The sequence below is a fragment of the Nocardioides sp. YIM 152588 genome, assembly GCF_040191335.1.
Lineage (GTDB): Bacteria > Actinomycetota > Actinomycetes > Propionibacteriales > Nocardioidaceae > Nocardioides.
The window spans coordinates 12,405-36,185 of the sequence record NZ_JBEGDJ010000042.1; the positions used below are offsets into that span (position 1 = coordinate 12,405).

The following is a 23,781-nucleotide window of genomic DNA, read 5'->3' on the forward strand; positions in this document are numbered from 1 at the left end:
GCGGCCGCCGCGCGCATCCCTCAGGGGTAGGCGAGCCCCACGGTCTGCTGGCTGATCGCCCACAGGCGCGCGGCGGCCTTCTTGTCCCGCGCCATCGCGGAGCGCTTGACCACCTTGGGCGGCCCGTACAGCTGGAAGAAGTTGGTCGGCCCGACGTAGGTGTCGCCGGGGAGGTCGGCGGTGGCCGCCATCAGCGTGGCGCGGGCCCCGGACGCCGGCGACTGCGAGACCCAGCGGATGTGCCGGTCGAGCTTGCTCGCCTTGTCGCCCTGCGTGCCGCCGTAGCGGCCGTTCGCGGCCAGGTGGGTGCCGGCGAAACCGGGGTGCGCGGCGAGCGCCTTGACCGGCAGCTCGGCGGCGGCCAGCCGTCGGTCCAGCTCGCCGGTGAAGAGCAGGTTGGCCAGCTTGGACTGCCCGTAGACCTGCCACCGGTGGTAGCGGCCGAGGGCCTCCCGCGGGTCCCTGGTCGGCTGGCTGCCGGCGTACCGGTGGAACTGGGAGGAGACCGTGACGACGCGCGCGTCGCCGCTCTCCACCAGCTGCGGGAGCAGCAGGCCCGTGAACAGGAACGGCGCGAAGTGGTTGGTCTGCATCTGCAGCTCCAGCCCGTCCAGCGTGCGCGTGCGCTCGGTCCCCATCACCCCCGCGTTGTTGACCAGCAGGTCGACGGGGCCGAACGCGGTCGCGTCGGCCGCCGCGCGGCGCACGGACTCCATCCGGGACAGGTCGAGGTGGAGGATCTCCGTGCTCGCCTCGGGCACCCCCTCCTCGATGGCGGCGGCGGCCGCCCGCACCTTGGTCAGGTCGCGCCCGGCGAGCACCACGCGGGCGCCGCGGCGGGCCAGCTCGAGCGCCGTGTGGTACCCGAGCCCGCCCAGCGTCGGGCCGGTCACCAGGGCGGTCCGACCGCTCTGGTCGGGGATGTCGGCGGGGTCCCAGATCATGCGGGTCCTATCGGGGAGGGAGCGAGGGAGCAGTCCCGGCGACCCCGCCGGCCGACCGCAGGCGGCGGGGACCGGCCGGGGGTCAGGGGGTGGTGGCCATCGCCGCGAGGATCGCGGCGCCGAGCTCGGCGTCGCCCTCGACGCTCACCCGGTCCGGGTCGGGGGTACGGCGGCCGCCGGCCGCGCCGATGAAGGACTCCCGGTCCATGGCGATCCGGACGGTGGGCGCGGCCGGCTCCTCGGGGAGGCGCCGGCCGCGGCCGTTCTCGTCGATCTCGACGGCGACCACGGGGCTGCCCTCGACCGCGAGCACGGCGCTGGTGCCGACCGGCGGCGCCACGCGCTTGCCGACGACGAAGCCGAAGCCCTCGGAGAGGTAGTCCGCGGTGTGCGCGGCGGCGGGCGTGTCCATGCCGCCGGGGCGACCGAGCGCGCGGCGGACGTCCTGGTCGTGCATCCACACGTCCAGCGGGCGGTTGCGCAGCAGCGTCTCCCAGTTCCAGGGGACGCCGCCGAAGATCAGGTCGGGCTTGGCCGAGGCGTCGGTCGGCAGGTCCGCGCGCAGGATCCGCGCGCGCTCCGCGGTGGCGCTCCTGATCTCCTCGATCAGGTCCTCCGGCGCGGTGTCGCGGCGGTTGACCACGCCGATCTCGGTGTAGGCGCCCATCAGGCTGGTCACGTGCGGGGGCTCGCCGACGTCGGCGGTCTCCTCACCGCGGCCGGCGAGGACGCTCTCCAGGTGGGCCGTGTGCGACGCGACCGCCTTGACGTCCCAGCCGGGCAGGTCCGTGGGGACCGCCCAGTCCGCGTCGTCGAGGTCGCTCAGCAGGTCCAGGAAGTCGGCGATCGCCGCCTCCCAGGTGTCGATGTATCCGGCCAGCCGCTCTGCGTCGTTCACGGCCTCGACCTTAGGGCGCGAGCGACCGCCGGGCCCAGGAAATGGGCGACGGGCCGCCCGATCCGTGGATCGGGCGGCCCGTCGGCGTCGTGCGGCGACCTCAGGTGGAGGTCAGAACGCGGCCTCGTCGATGTCCATCAGCGACAGGTCGATCGCCTCGGCGATCGCGCGCTCGGAGGCGATCTTCGGCAGGTTGTTGTGCGCGAAGAAGCGGGCCGCGGCGACCTTGCCCTCGTAGAAGGCCTGGTCCTCGCCGGCACCGCCGTCGAGCTTGGCCAGCGCGACCTCGGCGCCGCGCAGCAGCAGCCACGAGCAGACCACGTCGCCGAGCACCATCAGCACCCGGCTGGTGTTGAGGCCGACCTTGTAGATGTTGCGGATGTCCTCCTGGGCGGACATCAGGTCGTTGATCATGTGACCGACGATCGCCTCGGCGTCCGCCAGCGCGGTGGCGAGCAGCTCCCGCTCGACCTTGAGCCGGCCGTTGCCGGCCTCGGCCTCGATGAAGGCCTTGATCTCGCCGGCCAGGTGGCCCAGCGCACGGCCCTGGTCCTTGACGATCTTGCGGAAGAAGAAGTCCTGGCCCTGGATCGCGGTGGTGCCCTCGTAGAGGGTGTCGATCTTGGCGTCGCGGACGTACTGCTCGATCGGGTACTCCTGGAGGAAGCCCGAACCGCCGAACGTCTGCAGCGACTCGGTGCCCAGCAGCACCCAGGAGCGCTCGGAGCCGTAGCCCTTGACGATCGGCAGCAGCAGGTCGTTGACCGCCTCGGCGAGCTCGTCGCGCTCACCCTTGGCCGTGGCCACCTGCACCTTGTCCTGGAAGGAGGCGGTGAAGAGCACCAGGCTGCGCATCGCCTCGGCGAACGACTTCTGGGTCATCAGCGAGCGGCGCACGTCGGGGTGGTGGGTGATCGTGACCCGGGGCGCGGTCTTGTCCGAGGACTGGGTCAGGTCGGCGCTCTGGACCCGCTCCTTGGCGTACTCCAGCGCGTTCAGGTAGCCGGTGGAGAGGGTGGCGATGGCCTTGGTGCCCACCATCATCCGGGCGTTCTCGATGACCTGGAACATCTGGGCGATGCCGTCGTGCACCTCGCCGAGCAGCCAGCCCTGGGCGGGCTCGCCGCCGCCGACCTGCGGGTCGCCGAAGGTGGTCTCGCAGGTGTTGGAGACCTTGATGCCCATCTTGTGCTCGACGTTGGTGACGTAGACGCCGTTGCGCTCGCCGGTGAGCTCGCCGGTCTCGTGGTCGAAGTGGTACTTCGGCACGACGAAGAGCGACAGGCCCTTGGTGCCCGGGCCACCGACGCCCTCGACGCCCTCGGGGCGGGCGAGGACGAGGTGGATGATGTTCTCCTGCAGGTCCGACTCGGCGCTGGTGATGAAGCGCTTCACGCCGGTGATGTTCCAGGAGCCGTCGGCGTTCGGGGTGGCCTTGGTGCGGCCGGCGCCCACGTCGGAGCCCGCGTCGGGCTCGGTCAGCACCATCGTCGCGGCCCAGCCGCGCTCGACCATGATCTGCGCGATGCGCTTGTCGCGGTCGGTGCCGTTGTGGTGCACCACGCCGGCGAACGGCGCGCCGGCGGCGTACATCCAGATCGGCGCGTTGGCGCCGAGCACCATCTCGCCCATCGCCCAGACGAGCGAGGAGGGGGCCGGCTGGCCGCCGAGCTCCTCGGAGATCTGGAGGCGCCAGAACTCGGCCGCCATCCAGGCGTCGTAGCTGGCCTTGAAGGAGGCCGGGACGGGAGCGGTGTTGGTCGTCGGGTCGAAGACCGGCGGGTTGCGGTCGCTGTCGACATAGGAGGCCGCGAGGTCCTCGCGGCAGATCCGCTCGACCTCGCCGAGGATCTCGCGGGCGGTGTCCGCGTCGTACTCCTCGAACGGGCCGGCACCGAGGACCTCGTCGCGACCGAGGAGCTCGAAGAGGTTGAACTCGATGTCGCGGAGGTTGCTCTTGTAGTGGCTCACAGTCACGTGTCCTTCAGGAAGATGGCTACTCGTCAGTAACATAATGATACTCGCCAGTCACTTAGCGAATCAAGGCCGGCCAAGCGACCGTTCGGTTACCGGCTCCGGGCCATCAGTCCCGGGGCCCATGGTCGAGTGATCCGATCGAGATATGTGAGAGAATGGAGTCATGCGAGTTTCCGCCAAATCCGACTACGCACTGCGTGCGTTGATCGAGATGGCGGGACGGGCCGACGGTCGCGCGATCAGCGCCGAGGAGCTCGGCCGGCTGCAGGAGATCCCGCACGGCTTCCTCCAGGCGATCCTGGCCGACCTGCGCCGCGCCGGGATCGTGCTCTCCCAGCGCGGCCAGTCCGGCGGCTGGCGGATGGCCCGCACCCCCGACGACGTCTCCGTCGCCGACGTGATCCGCGCCGTGGACGGGCCACTGGTCTCGGTCTACGGGCTGCGCCCGGAGGCCGTCAGCTACAACGACGCCGCCGAGGTCCTGCAGCACGTGTGGATCGCCGCCCGCGCCTCGCTGCGCGAGGTCTTCGAGCAGGTCTCGCTGCAGCAGCTCGCGGACGGGTCGCTGCCGGACGCGGTCAAGGTGCTCACCGCCGACCAGGACGCCTGGCAGTCGCACTGACCCCCGGCCGCCGAGCCCGGCGCCGACCCGGGCGCCGGCCTCAGGCCGCGGTGCGCCGCTCGGAGCGCCGGCGCAGCCGGCGCCGCTTGGGGTCGACCTCCTCCAGGCGGACCTCGAGCGAGGCGTTGCGCCGCGCCAGCCGCTCGAGCTCGCGCCGCGCCTCGGGCAGCGTCGTGCACACCGGGACGGTCGGCGGTACGTCGTCCAGGCCGAGCGACGCGGTGCCGAACCCGACGAGGCGGCCGAACGCCCGCCACACGGCCTCCGGCGTCTCCTCCGCCACCGCCAGCACGTGCAGCCGCTCCGGCTTGCGCACGGCCCGCTCCCAGCGCAGGACCGTCGCCTCGAGGGCGGCCGACTCGCGGGGGCCCTCCGCGCTGACGACGACGTTCACCTGGAAGCCCACCAGCGCGTCGACCAGGAGGTCGACCTGCTCCGGCGCGGCCTCGGCGAGCATCGGCTGGCTGAAGACCAGGTCGGCGCGGGCCTTCTCGGCCCTCCGCACCAGCCGGGTCCACTGCCCCTCGACGTCGCTGCGCCGCAGGCCCCAGCGGGCGTGGGTGCGCAGCATCTCGACCGACGCCCGGAAGCTCTCAGCCTGCGTGCGTGCGACCGAGGCGAAGCCGAGCTCGATCAGCGACCGGTGGTGGTGCACCAGGGCCGCCTCGACGATGTCACCGGCGCCGGGCGCCCCGACGTGGATCCAGGCCTTGCGCTTCTTGCCCATGGCTCGCACGGTGGCAGCGCCACGTGACGCGCGCGTGAACCGGCGGTGGCCGGTCGCGGTCCGACCGCCGACACGCCCGTCGACGTAGAACGTGTTCTACTTCCGGCCTACGATGCTCCCATGATCACCTCCGACGCCATCGCCTGGAACGCGCCGAACGACCTGCACCCGGCCCGGACCGCATCGCAGCGCTCCTACTCCGCTGTCGCCCGCGGCGACCTGGCCGAGTGGCTCACGGTATACGCCGAGGACGCCGTGCTCGAGGACCCCGTCGGTCCGTCGATGTTCGACCCCGAGGGGATCGGCCACCACGGGCACGCCGGGATCTCGGCGTTCTGGGAGAAGGCGATCGCGCCGATCGCGAGCTTCGAGTTCACGATCAACGACTCCTTCGCCAACCCCGGCAGCAACACCTGCGCCAACATCGGGAGCATCAGGACGTCGTTCCCCGACGGCTCCTTCACCGTCACTGACCTGATCATGGTCTACGTCGTCGACGACGCCGGCCTGGTGAAGTCGATGAAGGCGTACTGGGAGCCGGACCGCACGATGGCCTCGTTCACCGCGGCCGGCTGAGCGCCGCCGGCGGACCGGGGTCAGTCGAGGGCGTCGGCCAGCCACTCCACGAGCGGCCTCAGCCGGCGCCAGTCGGCCCGGACGTGGTCCAGCAGCTCCGGCGTGTGGATGAACGGCTCGAAGCCGTAGCGGCGGCTGCCCAGGATCGTCTTCATGCGGAGCAGCTCCACCCGGGGGTGCTCCTTGTCATACCCGCGCGGCACGGTCTTGAGCCGCTCGCCGTGGACCTCGAAGCCGCCGCGCTCCAGGTCGCCCAGGATCCGCTCCAGGACCGGTCCGGTCCGGTCGTCGGCCATCGCCGCGCGCAGCGACGCCAGCCGCTCGCCGGAGGCCTCGTAGACGCCGGCGCCGACCCGCACGCCGGGGGCGGCCACCTCGACGTACCACCCGCAGGCGGGACCGACGCCGACGAACGCGCCCTGGTGGGTCTTGTACGGCGTCTTGTCCTTCGCGAACCGGACGTCCCGGTAGGGCCGGAACACCTTCGCCGGCCCGAACTCCTGCTCCAGCGCGCCGGTCAGCGCGACCATCGGCGCCTTCACCTGCTCGGCGTAGACGGCCTTGTGGGCCTCCCAGAACGACTTGGTGTTGTCGACCTCGAGGTCGTCGTAGAAGTCGAGCGCGGCGGAGGAGAAGCCTTCGAAGGTGGTCACGGGGCCGACCCTAGCGACGGCCGGGGACATCTCCACCGGGCGGACGGAACCGACACCGTGAAACAAGGAAGGCCCCTCGACAGAGGGGCCCTTCTTCGTGGAGCGGGCGACGAGACTCGAACTCGCGACATCGACCTTGGGAAGGTCGCGCTCTACCAACTGAGCTACGCCCGCAGTGCCCCGATCGGCGTGCACCGCCGAGGCGTGGAGGATGCTACCGCACGCCGCCGGTGCTCCACTCACGGGGCGAGACAAGGGCCGGGTACTTCGCCGCGAGGCCGTCACCGGACGAGCGGCCGGTGACCCGCCGGTGCACCCACGGGCCGAGGTGCTCCTTGGCCCACTGCCGGTTGGCGGCGCGCCGCTCCTTGCCCACCAGCGTGGGCCGCTCGAGCGGCGCGGGCCACGGGACGTCGTACTCGATGCGGAGCCGGTCGAGCACGCGCGTGGCCATCAGCGCGTGGCCGGGCGCCGACATGTGCAGCCGGTCGACGTCCCAGTAGCCCCAGTCGTTGTAGTCGGCCATCCGCCAGTAGTCGATGATCGTCGCGCCGTGGGTGTCGGCGATCTCGCGGACCAGCTCGTTGTAGTAGGCGAACCGGCCGCGCATCGGCTTCCAGAACGACGAGGAGCGGGCGCCGAACGCCGTGAAGAGCAGCACCGTGGCACCCGAGCCGGCGAGCCGGGCGACCGCGTCCTCGTAGGTCTCCATCAGCGCGTCGATGTCGACCTTGGGGCGCAGGATGTCGTTGCCGCCGGCGTAGAGGCTGACCAGGTCGGGCTTCAGCGCGAGGGCGGGCTCGAGCTGCTCGTCGACGATCGCGCGCAGCTTGCGCCCCCGGATCGCCAGGTTGGCGTAGCCGAGGTCCGGGCTGACCAGCGCCAGCGACTCGGCGAACCGGTCGGCCCAGCCGCGCACGCCGTTGGGGCGGGTCGGGTCCGGGTCGCCGACGCCCTCGGTGAAGGAGTCGCCGAGGGCGACGAACCGCTGGAACTGCCCGGGGATCAACGCGTCGAGAACCACGCCCCCATTGTCCGCGATCCACGGAGCGACGCGGCGCGCGGGTCCGGCCCGCGCCGGCGCGGCGGATTGGCTCAGACCGGGTCCCCCGCCGACCGATAGATCCCCGAACGGTCTGACGGTCTCGGAACATCGACAGGAGCAGCAGCATGCCGAAGGTCACGATCAGCGCCCGCATCGGCCTGGGGCTGTTGCTGGTGATGCTCGTGGTGGCCTCCGTGGTGGCCGTCGGGGCCGTGCGCGTGAACACCATCAAGGCCGACCTCACGACGATCAACGACGTCAACGGGGTCAAGGAGCGCTACGCGATCAACTTCCGCGGCAGCGTCCACGACCGCGCGATCGCGCTGCGCGACGTCGTGCTGTCCCCGAGCGAGGCCGCCGAGGAGATCGCGCACATCGAGAGGCTCGCCGCCGACTACGCCGAGTCCGAGGGGCCGATGCACGAGCTCTTCGCCGACCCCGCCGACGTCACCGAGGCGGAGGCCGCCGCGCTCGCCGACATCGACGCCGTGCAGGAGCGCACCCTGCCGCTCATCGACCGGGTGATCGAGCTCCAGCAGGCTGGGCAGCCGGTCGCCGCCCGCCGCCTGCTGCTGGAGGAGGCGAAGCCCGCCTTCACCGAGTGGCTGCGGGTGATCAACGTCCTCATCGACCTCGAGGAGGAGATGAACGGCGAGATCACCCAGCACGCGCGCGGCGTGGCGGGCAGCTACCTGGCGCTGATGGTGACCCTCCTGGCCGTCTGCGCCGTGATCGCCTTCGTGGTCTGGCGCGCGACGACGCGCAGCATCGTCGGTCGGCTCGACCGGACCCGGGAGGCGCTGGCCAGCGTGGCCGCCGGCGACCTGACCCCGCGGCTGTCGGTCGCCGAGGGCGACGAGCTGAGCCTGATGGCCGGCTCGCTCAACACCGCGCTGGACTCGATGGGCAACGTGATGTCCGAGCTGACCTCGAGCGCCGACCGGCTCGGCTCCACCAGCGCGGACGTCGAGCGGGTGGCCGGCGCGATCGACGAGGCCGCGGCACACTCCGCCGAGGAGGCCGCAGCGATCGCCGGCGCGTCGGAGGAGGTCTCCCGCAACGTCGAGACCGTCGCGGCCGGTGCCGAGCAGATGGGCGCCTCCATCCGCGAGATCTCGGGCTCGGCCAACGAGGCGGCGCAGGTCGCCTCGCGGGCGGTGGCGGTCGTGGCGTCGACCACCGAGTCGGTGGAGCGGCTCGGCTCCTCGAGCCAGGAGATCGGAGACGTGGTCAAGGTGATCACCTCGATCGCCGAGCAGACCAACCTGCTGGCCCTGAACGCGACCATCGAGGCGGCGCGGGCGGGGGACGCAGGCAAGGGCTTCGCCGTCGTCGCCCACGAGGTCAAGGACCTCGCGCAGGAGACCGCCCGCGCCACGGAGGAGATCGCGCGCCGCGTCGAGACGATCCAGGCCGACACCTCCGGAGCCGTCGCCGCGATCCGCGAGATCGAGGACATCATCGCCGCGATCAACGATCACCAGATGACGATCGCCTCGGCCGTGGAGGAGCAGACCGCCACCACGAACGAGATGTCGCGCAACGTCGCCGAGGCGGCCGGCGGCGTGGGCCGGATCGCGGAGAACATGGGCACCGTGGCGACTACCGCCCGCACCACGAGCGGCGCGGCCCGGGAGTCGAAGGGGACGGCCGACGAGCTCGCGGCGGTCTCGGGGCGGCTGCGCGAGCTGGTCTCCGGGTTCACCTACTGACCGCCGCCGACACGCTCGGCCGCCCCGTGGCACGGGTCACCGCTCGGATAGGGTGCCCACGTGCTGCTGAGCGACCGTGATATCACCGCCGAGATCGACGCCGGTCGGATCGCGCTGGAACCGTACGACCCCGCGATGCTCCAGCCCTCCAGCATCGACGTGCGCCTGGACCGCTTCTTCCGGGTGTTCGAGAACCACCGCTACCCGCACATCGACCCGGCGGCGGACCAGTCGGACCTGACCCGCGAGGTCGAGCCGCAGGGCGACGAGCCGTTCATCCTGCACCCGGGCGAGTTCGTGCTGGGCTCGACGTACGAGGTGGTCACCCTCCCCGACGACATCGCCGCGCGTGTGGAGGGGAAGTCCTCGCTGGGGCGGCTCGGGCTGCTCACGCACGCCACCGCGGGCTTCGTGGACCCGGGCTTCTCGGGCCACGTGACCCTGGAGCTGGCCAACGTGGCGACGCTGCCGATCAAGCTCTACCCGGGCATGAAGATCGGCCAGTTCTGCTTCTTCAAGCTGACCTCGCCCTCCGAGCACCCCTACGGCTCGTCGAAGTACGGCTCGCGCTACCAGGGGCAGCGCGGCCCGACGCCGTCGCGGTCGTTCCAGAACTTCCACCGCACCTCGATCTGACCGCACCTCGGTCTGACCGAACCGCGGACGGGACCCTAGTTAGGTTAGGGATTCCTAAGTTACGCTGCTCGGGTGAGCACGTACGTCGCCGAGCTGCCGATGATCCTCGACCGGGTGGTCGTGCGCGCCGCCGAGCGCGTCAGCCCCTCCGTCATGCGCTTCGAGCTCGGCGGTGACCGGCTGGCCGACTTCGGCGTCGACGGCCCTGTCCTCGACCAGCGGATCAAGCTGATCTTCCCCAACGCCGACGGCCTGCTGCCGTCGTTCGCGGCGGCCGACGAGTCGTGGTGGACCACCTGGCAGCGGATGCCGGAGGCCGAGCGCGGCTCGATCCGCACCTACACGATCCGCGACGTGGTCGGCTCGGGCACCGACACCCGCCTGGTCGTCGACATCGTGGTGCACGAGCCGGCCCCGGGCGAGGTGCCCGACGGTGCCGGCAACGCGTGGGCCCTGGGCGCCCGGGTGGGCGACGAGCTGATCACGATCTGCCCGCGGCGCGGCCACGCGTTCGGCGGCATCGAGTGGGCCCCCGACGGCGCCGACCGGCTCCTCATCGTCGGTGACGAGACCGCCGCGCCGGCGATCCGCGGCATCCTGCGCGACCTGCCCGCGCATGCGCGCGGCGCGGTCTTCCTCGAGACCGTCACGGCCGCGGACGCGTACGACGACATCGTCGCCCCCGCGGGCGTCTCGGTCACCTGGCTGCCCCGCGACGGCGGCGGCCGCGGCGCCCGGCTCCAGCCCGCCGTGCTGGACCACCTGACCGGTGCCGGCGCGTCCGGACCGCTCACCGTCGACGCGGACGAGGTCGACCCGGACCTCTGGGAGACCCCGGTCTACTCCTCCTCCGGCGAGGCCACCGGCCCCGCCACCGACACCGCGGTCGGCGCGTTCCCCGGCCTCTACGCCTGGATCGCGGGCGAGTCGAGGGTCGTCACCGGCCTGCGCCGGGCGCTCGTCGGCCTCGGCGTCGACCGGCGCCAGGTGGCGTTCATGGGCTACTGGCGCGACGGCGTGGCGATGCGCTCCTGAGCGGCAGCCCGCGCCTGCCTCACAGCTCCTGCAGGTAGCAGAGCATCCGGTCGTCGGTGCCGGGGAGGATGTTGAGGAACCCGTGCCGCTCGTAGAACCGCCGGGCGTCGACGTCGACCCCGTCGACGTTGATGTGCATCTCGCCGGCCGCCCGGTCGCGGCACCTCTCCAGCGCCCGCAGCAGCAGTGCGGTGCCGATCCCCCGGTCGCGCAGGTCCGGCCGGACGTAGAGCTCCTCGAGCTGCGCCAGCGGCCCGTCGTAGTAGGGCGTCGGCCGCAGCGTCAGGAGCGCGAACCCGGTCGGCTCCTCGCCTCCCGCCAGCAGCGCGACCACGTCGTCGCGCGCGAGCAGTCGGGCGAACCGGGTGCCGAGCTCGTCGACCGACGGGGTCGCCGCCTCGAACTCGGTGTTGAAGTCCCACAGCAGCCGGCCCAGCAGCCCGGCCTCCGCGGGCGTCGCGGTCCTGACGTCGTCGGCGCTCATGCCCGGGCAGCGTATCCGGCCGCGCGGGTCGGCGTCGTCACATCCCGATTGGCCCCGAATTCGACCGAATGGGGGCCAATCGGGTTGTGACGACGGAACTCAGACGAGCTCGGCCGCGGCCTCGCGCTCGGCGACCAGGTTGAGCGCGATGTCGATGATCATGTCCTCCTGGCCACCGACGAGACCGCGCCGGCCGCACTCCATCAGCACCTGGCGGACGTCGACGCCGTACTGCTCCGCGGCCCGCTCGGCGTGCCGGAGGAACGAGGAGTAGACGCCGGCGTACCCGAGGGTGAGGGTCTCCCGGTCGACGCGGACCGGGCGGTCCTGCAGGGGCCGGACGATGTCGTCGGCGGCGTCCTGGAGCGCGAACACGTCGCAGCGGTGCTCCATCTCGGAGTGGTCGGCGACGGCGACGAACGCCTCGATCGGGCAGTTGCCGGCGCCGGCGCCGTGGCCCGCCAGCGACGCGTCGACCCGGTAGACGCCGTTCTGCACCGCGACGACGGAGTTGGCCACCGACAGCGAGAGGTTCTCGTGGGCGTGGATGCCGATCTCGGTGGTGTCGTCGAGGACGGCGCGGTAGGCCTGCACCCGGGCGGCGACGCCGTCCATGGTCAGCCGGCCCCCGGAGTCGGTCACGTAGACGCAGTGGGCGCCGTAGGACTCCATCAGCTTGGCCTGCCGGGCGAGCTGCTCGGGCTCGGACATGTGGGACATCATCAGGAAGCCGGAGACGTCCATCCCCATCTCCCGGGCCGCGGCGATGTGCTGCGCGGAGACGTCGGCCTCGGTGCAGTGGGTGGCCACCCGCACCGACCGGACGCCGAGGTCGTAGGCGCGCCTCAGGTCGTGGATGGTGCCGACGCCGGGGAGCAGCAGCGTGGTCAGCCGTGCGGTCTTGATGACGTCGGCTGCGGCCTCGATCCACTCCCAGTCCGAGTGCGAGCCGGGGCCGTAGTTGACCGATCCGCCGGTCAGGCCGTCGCCGTGGGCGACCTCGATGGCGTCCACGCCGGCCTCGTCAAGGGCGGCGACGATCCGGCGCACGTCGGTCGGGCTGATCCGGTGCCGGATCGCGTGCATGCCGTCGCGCAGGGTGACGTCCTGGACGAAGATCGGGGTCTTGCCGCTGGTGGTGGCGCTCATCGGGCGTCCTCCTGCTCGTTCTGCTTCGCCGCTGCGATCCGCTCGGCGACCTGCAGGCCGGCGGCGGTCATGATGTCGAGGTTGCCGGCGTACGCCGGGAGGTAGTGGGCCGCGCCGGTGACCTGGAGGAAGACGCTGACCTGGTGCGTCGGGCGCTCGGCGCCGTCGGCGAGCAGCGTGTGCACCGGCTGGTCGTCCGGGATCTCGGTGACCTGGACCTTCTGCACGAGCTTGTAGCCGGGCACGTACGCCGCCACGTCGGCGACCATCTTCTCCACGCTGGCGCGGATCTCGTCGTGCAGCGCCGGATCGGGCGCGTTCACCAGCGCGAAGACGGTGTCCCGCATCATCAGCGGCGGCTCGGCCGGATTGAGGATGATGACCGCCTTGCCGCGCTCGGCGCCACCGACCTTCACGATGGCCCCCGAGGTGGTCTCGGTGAACTCGTCGATGTTGGCCCGGGTGCCCGGACCGGCGGACTTCGACGAGATCGAGGCGACGATCTCGGCGTACGGGACCGGCACGACCCGCGAGATCGCGGCGACGATCGGGATCGTGGCCTGGCCGCCACAGGTGACCATGTTGACGTTCGGGGCGCCGAGGTGCTCCTCGAGGTTGACCGCCGGCACCACGTAGGGGCCGATCGCGGCCGGGGTGAGGTCGATCAGCCGCTTGCCGAGCGGCTGCAGGCGCTTGGCGTTGGCCAGGTGCGCCTTGGCCGAGGTCGCGTCGAAGACGATCTCGATCTCGTCGAAGCCCGGCATCGCGACCAGGCCCTCGACGCCCTCGTGGGTGGTCGGCACGCCGAGGTCGCGGGCGCGCGCCAGGCCGTCGGAGTCGGGGTCGATGCCGACCAGCGCGCCCATCTCGACGTGCTGCGCGGTCTGCATCACCTTGATCATCAGGTCCGTGCCGATGTTGCCGGAGCCGATGATCGCGACCTTGGTCTTGCCGGGCGTCTCGCCTGCGTTGCTCATGGGCACTCCTCGGTGCAGCGGGTCATGGCTCAACTGTGCGGCCTCGCGGCCGCGGCCCGGCGGGCGGTGTTCCACTCAGCGGTACGCTGATCGCGTGCCGAATGAGCCCGCGACGGACGCTCCGTCGCCCGCCGACGCCGCCGACCTGGAGACGGTGCTGGGCAAGGCGGTGGCGATCCTGCGGGCGTTCGGCACCGACGACCGGCTGCTGCCGCTCGCCGAGCTGGTGCGGCGCACCGGTCTGCCCAAGGGCACCGTGCACCGCGTCGCGAACGACCTGGTCCACCACCGGCTCCTGGAGAAGACGGAGCACGGCTACCGGCTCGCCGGCGGGCTCTTCGAGCTCGGCATGCGCGCCGCCACCGAGCGCACGCTGCTGGAGGTGGCGATGCCCTTCCTCCAGGACCTCTACGAGCGCACCCACGAGACGGTGCACCTCGGCGTCCGCGAGGGCACCGAGGTGGTCTACGTGGCCAAGATCGGCGGCCACCGACAGGCCCGCACGCCCTCGCGGACCGGTGGCCGGATGCCGATGCACTGCACCGCGATCGGGAAGGCGCTGCTGGCCCACGCCGAGCCGGAGGTACGCCGGGCGGTGCTCGAGGGCGACCTGGACCGGCGCACGCCGTACACGGTCGTCGCCCCGGGCCTGCTGGAGCAGCAGCTGGAGCGGGCCCTGGAGACGGGCCTGGCCTACGAGCGGGAGGAGTCGACCCCCGGGCTGCTCTGCGTCGCCGCACCGGTGCTCGACGCCGACGGCCGGCGGGCGTTGGCGGCCATCAGCGTGACCGGGCCCGTGGGCCGCTTCCGGCCCGAGCAGCACGAGACGGCCGTCCGTGCGGCCGCCACGGCGCTGGCCAGCACCCTGGCCCGGCGGCCGGGCGGGCTCTGAGCCCGCCGGCCCGGCCGGGTGCCGCGCCCAGGCTCAGGTCAGGTCCGCGGCCTGCCGGCGGCGGCGCCGCGCGGCACGGGTGCGCGCCTCGATCCGGCGCTGGGTGGCACGGGCCATCTTGTCGGCCATCTGCTGGCGGGCCCGCATCTCGTGTGCGTACATGTCCATCGTCCTCGCCTCCCTTCGAGCGTGTCGTGCGGTGCTCCGATGCCGTCCACTCTGGCAGTGACCACCGACACTCATCTGACCGTCGCGGCGGCGCCGTGATACGTGCGGCGGCGGCCTCCGGCGGTGGTGGTCTCAAGCGGGCGCGAGGACCACGTCACCCGAGACGGTGACGGCCCGCACCTCGACGTGCTCGGCGCCGGGTTCCGGCTCGCCGACGCCGCGCAGCCCCGAGGCGACCCGCCCGGAGACCGTGGTGATGTCGGTCCACACGGGCGTGCCGTCCGGTACGCCGATCCGGATGTCGCCCGAGGCGCACTTGCTGGTCACGTGACCCCGGCGGGCGGTGCGGATCAGGGTGTCACCGGACCCGGTCGTGGTCACGACGTCCCCCTCGGCCTCGCCGATCTCGACGTCGCCCGAGCCGGTCTTCACCGCGACCTGGCGGGTGGTCCGCCCGAGGCGTACGTCGCCGGAGCCGGTGGAGACGGAGGCGGTCCCGCCGGTCTCGCCCACGTCGATCCGGCCCGAGCCGCTGCGCACCTTGAGCTCGCCGCCGACCACGCCCAGGCGTACGCCGCCGGAGCCGGTCGCCACGACCGCGGGCCCGGTCACCTGCTCGACCCCGACGTCGCCCGACCCGCTCTTCACGGAGGCGGCGGCGAGCGGGCCGCTGGCGGTGACCGTGGCGCTGCCGGTGCGCACCACCAGGCTGCTCCCCAGCGGCACCCGCAGGTCGATCTCCAGCCGCTGGTCGCCGGCCAGGAACCCGGCCAGCGACCGGGGCGCCGCGACCCGGAGCCCGGAGCCGGTGCGCTCGACCTCGACCTCGCCGGCCCGGCGGCCGTCGATGTGGACCGTGGTCACGTCCGTCTCGGCCGCGTGGATCGTCACCGCGCCCTCGCGGGCGTCGACGACGACCTCGATCGGGCCGGGGGTGTCGAAGCCGTACTCGGCGTGGCGGCCGTCGTGCTGGTCGTGCTCGTTCATGGGGACTCCTGTCGGGTTGCGTGGGCCCGTGGTCGGGCGGCGGTCAGAGCCAGCCGGTCATCCGGCGGTTGCCGCGCCGGGTGCCGAACGGGAAGTCCGCCTGGGTCGGGATGCTGGAGAGGTCGACGTCGACCCGGATGGCCTCGTCGCTGGTCGCCCGGCGGACGACGCCGACCAGCCAGGTGTTGAGCGACTGCCCGGCGCGCGCCGCCGCCTCCTCGGCCCGGGCCTTCACCGACTCCGGGATGCGCAGGCTGACCCGCGCGACGTCACCCTCGTCGTCCGCCTCGGTCGTGGCGACCGGCTGGGGCGCCGGGGCGGGCTCGGGCGTCGGCGCGTGCACGACGAGGTCGAGGTCCCGGCCGTCCAGCCGGACGTCGACGCCGCCGTCGTCCATGGCGGCGGTGATCTCCGCGGCGGCCTGGCTGATCGCCTCCATCAGCGCCAGGCGGGCGGCGGGCTCGAGCGCGAAGCCGAGACGTTCGACCGCCTCGCGAGCCTCGGCGCCGGCGCCCTCGGCGGCCGCGAGCAGGTCGCGACGGAGGCTGTCGACGTACGGCGTGATGTCCATGTGCACCACAATGACATCATTATGATGTCATTTCAAGGGCAGGATGACATCACCTTGGCGTCGTGCTCGCCGGGATCACCGCCCGGGCGGCAGGATGGTGGCGTGACCCGACCCGTGGAGACCTGGCTGACGGACATGGACGGCGTGCTCGTGCACGAGGAGCACCCGATCCCGGGGGCGGCCGAGTTCATCGAGGCGCTCAAGAGCAGCGGACACCGCTTCCTGGTGCTCACCAACAACTCGATCTTCACGCCGCGCGATCTGCGCGCCCGGCTGCTCGGCAGCGGCATCGACGTACCCGAGGAGGCGATCTGGACCTCGGCCCTGGCGACCGCCCGGTTCCTGCTCGACCAGCGGCCGAACGGGAGCGCCTACGTCGTCGGCGAGGCGGGGCTGACCACCGCCCTGCACGAGGTGGGCTACGTGATGACCGACCGCGACCCCGACTACGTGGTGCTCGGCGAGACCCGCACCTACTCCTTCGAGGCGATCACCCGCGCGATCCGGCTGATCGACGCCGGCGCCCGGTTCATCGCCACCAACCCCGACCCCAGCGGCCCGTCGCAGGACGGCAAGCTGCCGGCGACCGGCGCTGTCGCGGCGCTGATCAGCCGGGCCACGGGCCGCGAGCCGTACTACGTCGGGAAGCCGAACACGCTGATGATGCGCAACGGCCTCAACCGGATCGAGGCCCACTCCGAGACCACGGTGATGGTCGGCGACCGGATGGACACCGACGTCATCGCCGGGCTCGAGGCGGGGCTGCGCACGGTGCTGGTGCTCACCGGCTCGACCACGGCCGAGGCGGTCGAGGGGTTCCCCTACCGACCGACGCGGGTCGAGGAGTCCGTCAAGGACCTGATCCCGCTGGTCGAGTCCGGGGAGCTCTGAGCAGCTCCGGCCTGGTCGGGTCGTGTGCCCCAGACACCCACATGGCGGGCTCTCGGGCACACGACCCGATCCCGGTCAGGGCAGCAGGCCGCGGCGGCGCGCCTCGACGACGGCCTCGTGCCTCGAGTGCACGCCCAGGGTGGCGATCAGGTCGCGCATGTAGGACTTGACCGTCTGCGGGGCGATGCCGAGGCGCTCGGCGACCTCGGCGTACGGCGCCCCGGTGGCCACCTGCGTGAGCACGTCCAGCTCGCGGCGGGTCAGCGACGGCGCCCCCTCGTCGACCGAGCCGGGCGCCAGGTCGGCCAGCAGGCGGGAGACCTCGCGCCGGGTCAGGGCATCGGTGGTGGTGGCCTGCAGCTGGCGCAGCCCCGCGTGGGCGCGGCGCAGACGCTCGTTGGCCGAGGCCTCGAGCGCCCTGAGCTGCTCGGTGCGGCGGCCCACCCGCCGGGCGACCTCGTCCTCGACCGCGAGCTCGCGGCCCAGCCAGCGGCCCGCCTGGGCGACCGCGTCGAGCAGGCGGTCGCCGTGCCCGACGGCCTCCCGGGCGCCGGCGTAGACCACGCCCCGGACGGCGCCGCCGACGAGGACCGGCGCGGCGACGACCGAGCGCAGACCCTCGGAGAGCACCGGCCGGTCGTAGTGGTGCGAGATCTCGCGGGCACGCCCGTAGTCGGAGACGCCGAGCGGGCTCCGCTCGGCCCACACCCGGCCGCCGAGACCGCGGCCGAGCCTCACCTCGAGGCCCTCCATCCCCCGGCCTCGGGCGCCGTCGAACTCGGTCAGCCGCAGCGTTCCGCGCTCGACCAGCCCACCGAAGCCGATGGCGGCGCCGGAGGTCGTCCGTAGCCGCCGCAGCGCCTGTTCCCAGAGCGGGATGACCACGGGCCCGTCCACGGCGGGATCCTACCGCCGCGAACGGGCCCGTTGCTGGCCTCAGTGAGTCGGTCTCACAGGTCGAAGAGCGACTCCGCGCCGTGGATGTCCGCGTCGGTCCGCGGCTGGTGGGCCGCACCGGAGCTCGCGGGCTTCGGCGCGGGTTCCGCCACGGGGGCGACCTCGGGGGCCTCCTCGACCGCCGCGGGCTCGGGCTCGACCGCCGCGGGCTCGGGCTCCGCGACCGGCTCGGGCTGGGCGACCGGCTCGGGCTCGGCGACCGGCTCGGCGACCGGCGCCGGGGCTGCCGCGGCGACGACCGCGCCCTCCGGCGCCTCGATGTCGAACAGCGACCCCACCGCGTTGATGTCCACGTCCGTGCGCGGCGCGCTGGCCACACCCGAGGACACCGGCGCGGCGGCCGGGGCGGGCTCGGCGGCCGGCTCGGCGGGAGCGGGCTCGGCGGCGGCGGCAGGGGTCGCCGCGGCGGGCTCGGGAGCCGCGATGTCGAACAGGGACCCACCGCTCGGGATCTCGGACTTCGGCTCCGCGGCGGGAGTGGCCTTCGCCTCCGCCGGCTTATCCGCCGGCTTCTCGGCGGGAGCGGCCGGGGCGGCCGGCTCGGCGGGCGCCGCGATGTCGAAGAGCGACCCACCGCTGGGCACCTCGGAGACCGGCTCCGACTGGGCCGGCTCCGGCTGGGCCGGCTCCGACGTGGCAGCGGGCGCCGCCGGGGCCGGGGTGTCGAAGAGCGAGCCGCCGTCGTCGAACAGCGAGCCGCCCTGCTTGGCCTCCGGCTGCGCGGGCGCGGCGGGCGCCGCGGGCGCCGCGGGCTCGGCCGGGGTGTCGAACAGCGAGCCGCCGGCGCCCTCGTCGAACAGCGAGCCGCCGGACTTGGCCTCCGGCTGGGCCGGGGCCGCGGGAGCGGCGGGCTCGTCGAACATGGAGCCCGGGTCGTCGAACATCGAGGAGCCGCCGGAGGCCTTGGCGGCCGGGCCGGCGTCCTCCGTGGCGACGACGGTCTGGTCGGTGACGGTCACGTCGCCGGCCTCGGGCTCGGCCTTGGTCGCCACCGACTGCTTCGCCGCCGGCGCGGCGGCGGCCGCCCCCTCACCGGGCTTCAGCTTGGTCGCGACCTCGCCCTTGACCGAGGCGAGCAGCATCTGCGCGACGTCGAGGACCTCGACCTCCTCGCGGGCGGCGCCGTCGGCCTGCATCTTGGTCAGGCCGTCGGAGAGCATCACCCGGCAGAAGGGGCAGCCGACCGCGATCTGGTCGGCGCCGGTCCCGACGGCCTCGTCGGTGCGGTTCAGGTTGATCCGCTCGCCGACCTTCTCCTCCATCCACATCCGGGCACCGCCGGCGCCGCAGCAGAAGGAGCGCTCGTTGCTGCGCTCCATCTCCCTGTACTCCGCGCCCGGCAGGATCTGCAGCAGGTCCCGCGGCGGGGTGTACACCTGGTTGTGGCGGCCGAGGAAGCACGGGTCGTGGTAGGTGATGGAGCGCTTGTGCGCGCCCTCGCCGTTGGCGACCGGGGTCAGCTTGCCCTCGCGCACCAGGCGGTTGAGCAGCTGCGTGTGGTGGGTGACCTCGAGCTCGATGCCGAAGTCCTTGTACTCGTTCTTGAGCGTGTTGAAGCAGTGGGCGCAGGTCGAGACGACCTTCTTGACCTTGTACTCCTTGAACGTCTCCACGTTCTGCTGGGCGAGGCCCTGGAAGACGAACTCGTTGCCGGCGCGGCGGGCGGAGTCGCCGGTGCAGGTCTCGCCGTTGCCCAGGACGCCGAAGGACACCCCGGCCATGTCGAGCAGCTCGGCGACGGCGCGGGTGGTCTTCTTGGCGCGGTCCTCGTAGGCACCGGCGCAGCCGACCCAGAAGAGCCACTCGACCTCGTCGAGGGACTCGATGTCGTCGCCGACGACCTTGACCTCGAACGGCAGGTCCTTGGCCCAGTCCATGCGCGCGTTCGGCGACATGTTCCAGGGGTTGCCCTTGTTCTCCAGGCCCTTGAACAGCCCGTTGAGCTCGGCGGGGAAGTTCGACTCGACCAGCACCTGGTAGCGGCGCATGTCGACGAAGTGGTCGACGTGCTCGATGTCGACCGGGCACTGCTGCACGCAGGCACCGCAGTTGGTGCAGTCCCACAGCGCGTCGGCGGAGAGGACGAAGTCGCCGCCCTCGGGGTTGTAGAACCAGTCGTCGGCCCCGACGCCCTCGGCGGGCTGACCGTCGACCGCGCCGACCAGCGCCTTGTCCGCGGCGCCCTCGACGCCCGACGCGACGGCGTACGCGTGCTCGCGCAGGCCCATCATCATCAGCTTCGGCGAGAGCGGCTTCTCGGTGTTCCAGGCGGGGCACTGGGACTGGCAGCGACCGCACTCGGTGCAGGTGGTGAAGTCGAGGATGTCCTTCCAGGAGAAGTCCCAGATGGAGCCGACGCCGAGGATCGAGTCCTCGTCCAGGTCGTCGATGTCGTCCAGCGTGATCGGCTTGCCGCCCGAGGTGAGCGGCTTGACCGCGCCGAGCGCGGTGGCGCCGCTGTCCTCGCGCTTGAACCAGATGTTGAACCAGGCGGTGAACCGGTGCCAGGCCACGCCCATGGTCAGGTTGGACGAGATCACGATGAGCCAGGCCATCGCGGAGACGATCTTCACCATCGCGATGAAGAAGACGATGTTCTCCAGCGTGCCGATCGAGTCCTCGCCGGTCGGGTAGAGGTTCCCGAAGAGCTGCGAGACCGGGAAGTGCAGGCCGGTGGCGTGCTCGGCGTGCTCGCCGCCCTCGGCCTGGAGCAGGTTGTGCTCGGCGCCGCGGATGAAGAGGATCGCGGAGCTCTCCAGGAGCACCATCGCCTCGACGAAGTAGGCCTGCCACATGGTGGAGCCGAAGAAGCGGCTGCGGCGGCCCAGCTGGTCGGGGCGGTGGGTGACCCGGTAGATGATCAGCGGGATGATCGCGAGGGTGCCGAGGAGGCCGAGGAGCTCGGCGCCCCACTCGTACGGCGCCCACTGGCCGATGATCGGCCAGGTCCACTCGGGGTCGATGAGCTGCGGGAACGCGGCGAGGACGGCGGTGGAGAGCAGGATGAACGCGGCGAAGGCGAACCAGTGCAGGATGCCGACCCAGGTCCACTGGAGCATCCGCGTGTGCAGGAACGTCTCCTTGACCATGGTCAGGGTGCGCGCGCCCGGGTTGCTGGTGCGGCCCGGCGCCGGCTGACCCTGGCGGATCACCGCCAGCATCGACTTCACGGCGCGGGCGGTCATCACCACGGCGACCGCCGTGATGGCCAGCGAGACCACGATCGCTACGGTCTGCATCATTCCAACGGCTCCTCGTCCTCAGGAGTGAACGCGCAAGGCACGCGTAGGGCGAGCCTATTGCGCCCCGACTACGCCGATCTGCGAAGGCTCACCTAACAAGCAGGCGCCCGGCCGGCGACCCGGCGAATACTACCCGTAAGTAACTTTCTCGCACCGGGCATGCTCGATCCCAACGGCCCGTCGGCCCCATGATGTGAGGCAGACCACGCGAAGGAGCCACCGATGAGCACGCGCACGGCCGCAGCCCTCGTCACCCTCGTGGCGCTCGCGCTGCCGGCCCTCTCCGCCTGCGACGCCAGCCCCGCGATGCGCTCCGCCGGAGAGACCGGACCCACCGGCGCCGCGCCCGGCGCCACGCCGCGGACCGGCGCGCCCGACGACCCCGCGGACCTCGACGTCGCGGAGAACCCGACCCGGGCCGACAGCGTGTACCCCGAGGTCGGCGACCCCCTGGTCGACGCGCTGCACTACGACCTGGACCTGACCTGGGCACCCGGCGACGACCTGCTCACCGCCCGCGAGACGCTCACCTTCCGGGCCACCGCCGACGCGCAGCGCATCCCACTGGACTTCAGCGACACCTTCGACGTGCGCACCGTCGAGGTCGACGGCGCCGCGACCGGCTACACCCTCGACGGGCACGACCTGACCATCGACAGCGCCGTCGTCGCGGACCGGACCTACGAGGTGGTCCTCGCCTACGCCGGCACCCCCCGAGCCGCCGAGGCGCCCACCAGCCGGTCCGACTTCGACGACGGCGTCGGCTGGATCGTCGGCGAGGACCACGAGACCTGGACGCTGCAGGAGCCCTACGGCGCCTTCACCTGGTACGCCGTCAACGACCACCCCTCCGACAAGGCGCTCTACGACTTCACCCTGACCACCGACGCGCCCTGGACCGGCGTCGCGAACGGCGAGAACACGAGCAGCAGCGTCTCCGGCGGGCTGCGCACCACCACCTGGCACCTCGCCGAGCCCGCCGCCTCCTACCTGGTCACCGTCGCGTTCGACGACTTCCAGGTCACCGAGATGAGCTCGCCCTCCGGCGTACCGATCCAGATCTGGGCGCCCGCCGACGGCGACCCCACCCCCGGCGAGACCGGGTACGCGCCGCAGGCGATGGCGTGGCTGGAGGCGCGGCTGGGCCCCTACCCGTTCGACACCTTCGGGATCGTGATCAACGCCGGCGAGAGCGGCATGGAGACCCAGACCATGGTCACCCTCGGCGACACCCCCTACGCCACCTCCGCCGCCGTCGTCATCCACGAGCTCGCCCACCAGTGGTACGGCGACACGGTCACGCCCGCGGACTGGAGCGACGTGTGGATGAACGAGGGGATGGCGATGTACCTGCAGGGCACCTGGGAGGCCCAGCAGGAGGGGATCAGCGTCGCCGAGAAGCTCGACTCGTGGGCGGACGCGGAGGCGGCCGACCGCGCCGACGCCGGCCCGCCGGGCGACTACGACCCCGACGACTTCGGCTCCGGCAACATCTACTACGGGCCCGCGCTGATGTGGCACGAGCTGCGCGAGATGGTCGGCCAGCGCCGGTTCGCCCGGATGCTCCGCGACTGGCCCGCGGACCAGGAGAACGACACCGCCGACCGCGAGGAGTACCTCGGCTGGATCGAGGAGGAGACCGGCGAGGAGCTCGACGACTTCTTCGACGCGTGGCTGCTGTCGCCGACCACGCCTGAGCGGGACGGGAGCGGCGGGCCGGGGTTGGCCGCCTGAATCACCGGTCGACCGGTGATTCGGTCGCCTGACAGGCGTTGCAACGCCCGTCAAGCGACCGAAGTGCCTGTCCGATGTTGCGCAAGTGACGCACGGGAGACGACAGGCCCCGACCCTCAGAACAGCAGCGCGGTCGCCGGGTCCTCGATGATCCCGGCGACGTCGGCCAGGAACCGGGAGCCGGTCGCCCCGTCGATGTGACGGTGGTCGAACGAGATCGCCAGCGTCATCACCTTCCGCGGCACCACCGCATCCTGGACCACCCACGGCCGGTCCTTGATCGCGCCGAGGCAGAGGATCGCGGACTCTCCGGGGTTGATGATGGGGGTGCCCGCGTCGACGCCGAAGACGCCGACGTTGGTGATCGTCATGGTGCCCCCGGCCAGGTCGGCCGGCTGCGTGCGGCCCTCGCGCGCCGTCCCGGTCAGCGCCTCCAGCGCCTGCGCCAGACCGACCAGGTCGAGCGCGTCGGCGTCCTTGACGTTGGGCACCACCAGCCCGCGCGGGGTGTCCGCGGCGATGCCGAGGTTCACGTAGTGCTTGACCGCGACCTCCTGCGCCGCCTCGTCCCAGGTGGAGTTGAGCAGCGGGTGTCGGCGCAGCGCCAGCAGGGTCGCCCGGGCGGCCACCAGCAGCGGCGAGATGCGGACCCCGGAGAGCTCGCGCCGGGCCTTCAGACGCTCCACCAGCTCGACGGTGGCCGTCGCGTCGATGGTCACCCACTCCGTCACGTGCGGGGCGGTGAACGCCGAGCCGACCATCGCGGCGGCCATCTGCTTGCGCACGCCCTTGACCGGCTCCCGGGTCTCCCGCTCCCCCGAAGCCGCCGACGCGGCGGGCGCGGGCCGGGCAGTCGCCGGCGGCGCGCCGGACCCGCCGAAGAGGCGGACCCGCATGCGCTGCA

At 72.5% G+C, this 23,781-nt stretch carries 23 protein-coding genes and 1 tRNA gene; 8 read left to right on the forward strand and 16 right to left on the reverse strand.

The features are described 5' to 3' along the window. Positions 1-20: 20 nt before the first annotated feature. From ABLM29_RS16955 to ABLM29_RS16965, 3 genes are all read right to left on the reverse strand, one after another. A complete protein-coding gene (locus ABLM29_RS16955) occupies positions 21-944 on the reverse strand; it encodes an oxidoreductase (protein WP_349715465.1) in 924 nt (307 codons plus the stop codon). An 82-nt stretch (positions 945-1,026) separates the two neighbouring features. Next, positions 1,027-1,842, reverse strand: coding sequence for a maleylpyruvate isomerase family mycothiol-dependent enzyme (locus ABLM29_RS16960; RefSeq protein WP_349715467.1), 816 nt, complete (start codon positions 1,840-1,842; stop codon positions 1,027-1,029). Positions 1,843-1,953: 111 nt separating this feature from the next. Then, positions 1,954-3,813 (reverse strand): acyl-CoA dehydrogenase, encoded by a 1,860-nt coding sequence (locus tag ABLM29_RS16965; protein WP_349715468.1) that lies wholly within the window; start codon positions 3,811-3,813, stop codon positions 1,954-1,956. A gap of 169 nt (positions 3,814-3,982) precedes the next feature. Between ABLM29_RS16965 and ABLM29_RS16970 the strand changes: the two genes are divergently transcribed. After that, positions 3,983-4,441: an RrF2 family transcriptional regulator gene (locus ABLM29_RS16970; RefSeq protein WP_349715469.1), complete on the forward strand. Its 459-nt coding sequence runs from the start codon at positions 3,983-3,985 to the stop codon at positions 4,439-4,441. 40 nt (positions 4,442-4,481) lie between these two features. Here ABLM29_RS16970 and ABLM29_RS16975 read toward each other — a convergent pair whose 3' ends face one another. Further along, a complete protein-coding gene (locus ABLM29_RS16975) occupies positions 4,482-5,168 on the reverse strand; it encodes a hypothetical protein (protein ID WP_349715470.1) in 687 nt (228 codons plus the stop codon). A gap of 120 nt (positions 5,169-5,288) precedes the next feature. Here ABLM29_RS16975 and ABLM29_RS16980 point away from each other — a divergent pair, with 120 nt between their 5' ends. Further along, positions 5,289-5,744 (forward strand): nuclear transport factor 2 family protein, encoded by a 456-nt coding sequence (locus tag ABLM29_RS16980; RefSeq protein WP_349715472.1) that lies wholly within the window; start codon positions 5,289-5,291, stop codon positions 5,742-5,744. 20 nt (positions 5,745-5,764) lie between these two features. Here the strand turns inward: ABLM29_RS16980 and ABLM29_RS16985 are convergent, their stop codons facing one another. The 3 genes from ABLM29_RS16985 to ABLM29_RS16995 all read right to left on the reverse strand — a co-directional run bounded on the left by ABLM29_RS16985 (position 5,765) and on the right by ABLM29_RS16995 (position 7,421). Continuing rightward, positions 5,765-6,397 (reverse strand): DUF2461 domain-containing protein, encoded by a 633-nt coding sequence (locus ABLM29_RS16985; RefSeq protein ID WP_349715474.1) that lies wholly within the window; start codon positions 6,395-6,397, stop codon positions 5,765-5,767. Positions 6,398-6,495: 98 nt separating this feature from the next. Then, positions 6,496-6,571 (reverse strand) — tRNA-Gly (locus ABLM29_RS16990). Positions 6,572-6,611: 40 nt separating this feature from the next. After that, positions 6,612-7,421, reverse strand: coding sequence for an SGNH/GDSL hydrolase family protein (locus ABLM29_RS16995; RefSeq protein WP_349715475.1), 810 nt, complete (start codon positions 7,419-7,421; stop codon positions 6,612-6,614). A gap of 146 nt (positions 7,422-7,567) precedes the next feature. On the opposite strand from ABLM29_RS16995, the gene ABLM29_RS17000 reads away from it, so the two are divergent. The 3 genes from ABLM29_RS17000 (at position 7,568) to ABLM29_RS17010 (ending at position 10,825) form a co-directional block, all read left to right on the forward strand. Continuing rightward, positions 7,568-9,154 carry a methyl-accepting chemotaxis protein gene (locus ABLM29_RS17000; RefSeq protein ID WP_349715476.1) on the forward strand — a complete coding sequence of 529 codons (1,587 nt, stop codon included), beginning with the start codon at positions 7,568-7,570 and terminating at the stop codon, positions 9,152-9,154. 60 nt (positions 9,155-9,214) lie between these two features. Continuing rightward, positions 9,215-9,790: a dCTP deaminase gene (dcd, locus tag ABLM29_RS17005; protein ID WP_349715478.1), complete on the forward strand. Its 576-nt coding sequence runs from the start codon at positions 9,215-9,217 to the stop codon at positions 9,788-9,790. Positions 9,791-9,862: 72 nt separating this feature from the next. Further along, a complete protein-coding gene (locus ABLM29_RS17010; protein WP_349715479.1) occupies positions 9,863-10,825 on the forward strand; it encodes a siderophore-interacting protein in 963 nt (320 codons plus the stop codon). Between the two features lie 19 nt (positions 10,826-10,844). Here ABLM29_RS17010 and ABLM29_RS17015 read toward each other — a convergent pair whose 3' ends face one another. From ABLM29_RS17015 to ABLM29_RS17025, 3 genes are all read right to left on the reverse strand, one after another. Beyond that, positions 10,845-11,309, reverse strand: coding sequence for a GNAT family N-acetyltransferase (locus ABLM29_RS17015; protein ID WP_349715480.1), 465 nt, complete (start codon positions 11,307-11,309; stop codon positions 10,845-10,847). 99 nt (positions 11,310-11,408) lie between these two features. Then, positions 11,409-12,458 (reverse strand): 4-hydroxy-2-oxovalerate aldolase, encoded by a 1,050-nt coding sequence (gene dmpG, locus ABLM29_RS17020; protein ID WP_349715481.1) that lies wholly within the window; start codon positions 12,456-12,458, stop codon positions 11,409-11,411. Further along, complete coding sequence (locus ABLM29_RS17025; RefSeq protein ID WP_349715482.1) at positions 12,455-13,435, reverse strand: acetaldehyde dehydrogenase (acetylating); 981 nt, start codon at positions 13,433-13,435, stop codon at positions 12,455-12,457. The genes dmpG and ABLM29_RS17025 overlap by 4 nt, the downstream gene beginning before the upstream one ends. Positions 13,436-13,529: 94 nt before the next feature. Between ABLM29_RS17025 and ABLM29_RS17030 the strand changes: the two genes are divergently transcribed. Beyond that, complete coding sequence (locus ABLM29_RS17030) at positions 13,530-14,327, forward strand: IclR family transcriptional regulator (protein WP_349715484.1); 798 nt, start codon at positions 13,530-13,532, stop codon at positions 14,325-14,327. A gap of 33 nt (positions 14,328-14,360) precedes the next feature. Here the strand turns inward: ABLM29_RS17030 and ABLM29_RS17035 are convergent, their stop codons facing one another. The 3 genes from ABLM29_RS17035 to ABLM29_RS17045 form a co-directional block, all read right to left on the reverse strand. Continuing rightward, positions 14,361-14,495, reverse strand: a complete 135-nt coding sequence (locus tag ABLM29_RS17035) for a hypothetical protein (RefSeq protein WP_349715485.1) — start codon at positions 14,493-14,495, stop codon at positions 14,361-14,363. 132 nt (positions 14,496-14,627) lie between these two features. After that, entirely contained in the window at positions 14,628-15,482 is an 855-nt protein-coding gene (locus ABLM29_RS17040) for a DUF4097 family beta strand repeat-containing protein (RefSeq protein WP_349715486.1), read from the reverse strand. A 43-nt stretch (positions 15,483-15,525) separates the two neighbouring features. Further along, a complete protein-coding gene (locus ABLM29_RS17045) occupies positions 15,526-16,053 on the reverse strand; it encodes a toxin-antitoxin system HicB family antitoxin (RefSeq protein WP_349715488.1) in 528 nt (175 codons plus the stop codon). Between the two features lie 135 nt (positions 16,054-16,188). Here ABLM29_RS17045 and ABLM29_RS17050 point away from each other — a divergent pair, with 135 nt between their 5' ends. Further along, positions 16,189-16,944, forward strand: coding sequence for an HAD-IIA family hydrolase (locus ABLM29_RS17050; protein ID WP_349715497.1), 756 nt, complete (start codon positions 16,189-16,191; stop codon positions 16,942-16,944). Between the two features lie 75 nt (positions 16,945-17,019). Here ABLM29_RS17050 and ABLM29_RS17055 read toward each other — a convergent pair whose 3' ends face one another. After that, entirely contained in the window at positions 17,020-17,841 is an 822-nt protein-coding gene (locus ABLM29_RS17055; RefSeq protein ID WP_349715490.1) for a helix-turn-helix transcriptional regulator, read from the reverse strand. Positions 17,842-17,894: 53 nt separating this feature from the next. Next, complete coding sequence (locus ABLM29_RS17060) at positions 17,895-21,143, reverse strand: (Fe-S)-binding protein (RefSeq protein ID WP_349715492.1); 3,249 nt, start codon at positions 21,141-21,143, stop codon at positions 17,895-17,897. Between the two features lie 222 nt (positions 21,144-21,365). On the opposite strand from ABLM29_RS17060, the gene ABLM29_RS17065 reads away from it, so the two are divergent. Then, the gene (locus ABLM29_RS17065) at positions 21,366-22,877 is read left to right on the forward strand and encodes a M1 family metallopeptidase (protein WP_349715493.1); all 1,512 of its coding nucleotides are present in this window, start codon (positions 21,366-21,368) and stop codon (positions 22,875-22,877) included. Positions 22,878-22,993: 116 nt separating this feature from the next. Here the strand turns inward: ABLM29_RS17065 and ABLM29_RS17070 are convergent. Next, positions 22,994-23,781 (reverse strand): dihydrolipoamide acetyltransferase family protein (locus ABLM29_RS17070; RefSeq protein WP_349715495.1); only part of this gene is annotated, 788 nt, incomplete at its 5' end.

Coding starts and splice junctions, on each gene's coding strand:
- ABLM29_RS17045 (WP_349715488.1), bottom strand. CDS start 16,053: ATGGACATCACGCCGTACGTCGACAGCCTCCGTCGCGACCTGCTCGCG.
- dmpG (WP_349715481.1), bottom strand. CDS start 12,458: ATGAGCGCCACCACCAGCGGCAAGACCCCGATCTTCGTCCAGGACGTC.
- ABLM29_RS16955 (WP_349715465.1), bottom strand. CDS start 944: ATGATCTGGGACCCCGCCGACATCCCCGACCAGAGCGGTCGGACCGCC.
- ABLM29_RS16980 (WP_349715472.1), top strand. CDS start 5,289: ATGATCACCTCCGACGCCATCGCCTGGAACGCGCCGAACGACCTGCAC.
- ABLM29_RS17050 (WP_349715497.1), top strand. CDS start 16,189: ATGGACGGCGTGCTCGTGCACGAGGAGCACCCGATCCCGGGGGCGGCC.
- ABLM29_RS17040 (WP_349715486.1), bottom strand. CDS start 15,482: ATGAACGAGCACGACCAGCACGACGGCCGCCACGCCGAGTACGGCTTC.
- ABLM29_RS17065 (WP_349715493.1), top strand. CDS start 21,366: ATGAGCACGCGCACGGCCGCAGCCCTCGTCACCCTCGTGGCGCTCGCG.
- ABLM29_RS17025 (WP_349715482.1), bottom strand. CDS start 13,435: ATGAGCAACGCAGGCGAGACGCCCGGCAAGACCAAGGTCGCGATCATC.
- ABLM29_RS17000 (WP_349715476.1), top strand. CDS start 7,568: ATGCCGAAGGTCACGATCAGCGCCCGCATCGGCCTGGGGCTGTTGCTG.
- ABLM29_RS17060 (WP_349715492.1), bottom strand. CDS start 21,143: ATGATGCAGACCGTAGCGATCGTGGTCTCGCTGGCCATCACGGCGGTC.
- ABLM29_RS17015 (WP_349715480.1), bottom strand. CDS start 11,309: ATGAGCGCCGACGACGTCAGGACCGCGACGCCCGCGGAGGCCGGGCTG.
- ABLM29_RS16975 (WP_349715470.1), bottom strand. CDS start 5,168: ATGGGCAAGAAGCGCAAGGCCTGGATCCACGTCGGGGCGCCCGGCGCC.
- ABLM29_RS17035 (WP_349715485.1), bottom strand. CDS start 14,495: ATGGACATGTACGCACACGAGATGCGGGCCCGCCAGCAGATGGCCGAC.
- ABLM29_RS16970 (WP_349715469.1), top strand. CDS start 3,983: ATGCGAGTTTCCGCCAAATCCGACTACGCACTGCGTGCGTTGATCGAG.